General features: G+C 75.9%; 3 protein-coding genes. All 3 read left to right on the forward strand.

What is annotated here, in order from left to right:
* On the forward strand, positions 1-431 hold a 431-nt coding region (locus HGA02_RS18125; protein WP_168680680.1), incomplete at its 5' end, for a hypothetical protein.
* Positions 432-435: 4 nt separating this feature from the next.
* Positions 436-1,497: a quinone-dependent dihydroorotate dehydrogenase gene (locus HGA02_RS18130; RefSeq protein ID WP_168680682.1), complete on the forward strand. Its 1,062-nt coding sequence runs from the start codon at positions 436-438 to the stop codon at positions 1,495-1,497.
* A complete protein-coding gene (locus HGA02_RS18135) occupies positions 1,497-1,709 on the forward strand; it encodes a hypothetical protein (RefSeq protein ID WP_168680684.1) in 213 nt (70 codons plus the stop codon). Before HGA02_RS18130 ends, HGA02_RS18135 begins: the two co-directional genes overlap by 1 nt.
* The last annotated feature ends 106 nt before the right edge of the window (positions 1,710-1,815 follow it).

Here is a 1,815-nt window from a genome sequence, read left to right on the forward strand (position 1 = left end):
CCGGTGCCGGCCCGCGACCGACCGGCGCCGGCCCGGGCCGCCTCGTCGTCGCGGTCTACGGCGTCCTCGCCCTCGCCGCGACCGCGCGCGGCGTCTACCAGGTCGCGACGAAGCTCGACGAGGCGCCCGTCGCCTACCTCCTGTCGCTCGCCGCGGGCCTCGTGTACGTCGTGGCGACGTTCGCGCTCGCGACGGGCCGGCGCACGCTCGCATGGGTCACCGTGGGCGTCGAGCTCGTGGGCGTCCTGACCGTCGGCGTGCTGTCGCGCGTCGACGTCGGCGACTTCCCCGACGAGACGGTGTGGTCCGGGTTCGGCCAGGGCTACGGGTACGTGCCGCTCGTCCTGCCGCTGCTGGGCCTGTGGTGGCTGTGGCGCACCGGGCGTCCGGTGGACGGCACCGGTGAGGCCGGCCGCCAGCCCCTAGGGTGATGTCGTGTACCGCCTCCTGTTCGACCTCGTGCTGCGCCGGCTCGACCCGGAGCGCGCGCACGAGCTCGCCTTCCGCCTGATCCGCGTCGTCGCCGCCGTCCCGGTCCTGCGCGACGTGGTGCGCGGGGTGCTCGCGCCGCCGTCGACGGGTGCGGTCCGGGTCTGGGGGCGGACCTTCCCCTCGGCGTTCGGCCTCGCCGCCGGCTTCGACAAGAACGCCGTCGGGGTCCCCGGCATGACGATGCTCGGCTTCGGGTTCGTCGAGGTCGGCACCGTCACCGCGCAGGGGCAGCCCGGCAACGAGCGCCCGCGGCTGTGGCGCGTCCTCGACCAGCGTGCGCTGCGCAACCGCATGGGCTTCAACAACGAGGGCTCGGCCGCGGTCGCGGCGCGCCTGCGCCGGCTGCGCGCGACGCCCGCCGGCCGCCGCTACGTCGTCGGCGTCAACATCGGCAAGACGAAGGTGACGCCCGCGGAGCAGGCGCCCGTCGACTACGCGACCAGCGCCGCGCGGCTCGCGCCGTACGCCGACTACCTGGTCGTCAACGTCTCCTCGCCCAACACGCCGGGCCTGCGCGACCTGCAGGCCGTCGAGTCGCTGCGCCCCATCCTCGAGGCGACGCGCGTCGCGGCCGACGAGGCCACCGCGAAGGCCGGCCGCCGGCCCGTCCCGCTGCTCGTGAAGATCGCGCCCGACCTGTCCGACGACGACGTCGACGCGGTCGCCGAGCTCGTCGCCGAGCTCGGGCTCGACGGCGTCGTCGCCGTGAACACCACGATCGGGCACGACCTCGGTCCCGGGGGCCTGTCCGGACCACCCGTGCTCGCCCGTGGCCTCGACGTCGTCGCGCGGTTGCGCGACCGCCTCGGTGACGAGGTCGTCATCATCGGCGTCGGCGGCGTCACGTCCCCGGCCGACGCGCGCGAGTACCTGGCCGTCGGCGCGACCCTCGTGCAGGGCTACACGGGCCTGATCTACCAGGGGCCGGGCTGGGCCGGGCGGATCGGCCGGGCGCTCGCGGCGGACGCGGGACGACGCGGCTCCAAGACGGCGACGGCGGCGTGATGGTCGTGCGCCCGCAGTGGGAGTGGCGGTTCGACGGCGCGGACGGCGCACCGCTCGAGCGGCCCGTGAGCCCGGTCTTCACGACGCAGTTCGACGCCGAGCAGTGGCTGGGCGAGACGTGGCGCGTGCTGTCGTCGCAGGGCGTGCACGCCGCGCGGCTCGTGCACGAGGGCGTCCAGGCGACGCCCACGCTGTCGATCCCGGCGGCCTGACCCACCCCGACCTGGCTGTCCCGCCCGTCCGGGTCTGGCCGACCCGACGCGGGCTGGTCCGGCCGGGCACTGACCGGCCGACCCGACGACACGTCCGACAGGTCCG

Origin of the sequence: Cellulomonas septica (assembly GCF_012396155.1) — a bacterium.
Taxonomy (GTDB): Bacteria; Actinomycetota; Actinomycetes; order Actinomycetales; family Cellulomonadaceae; genus Cellulomonas; species Cellulomonas septica.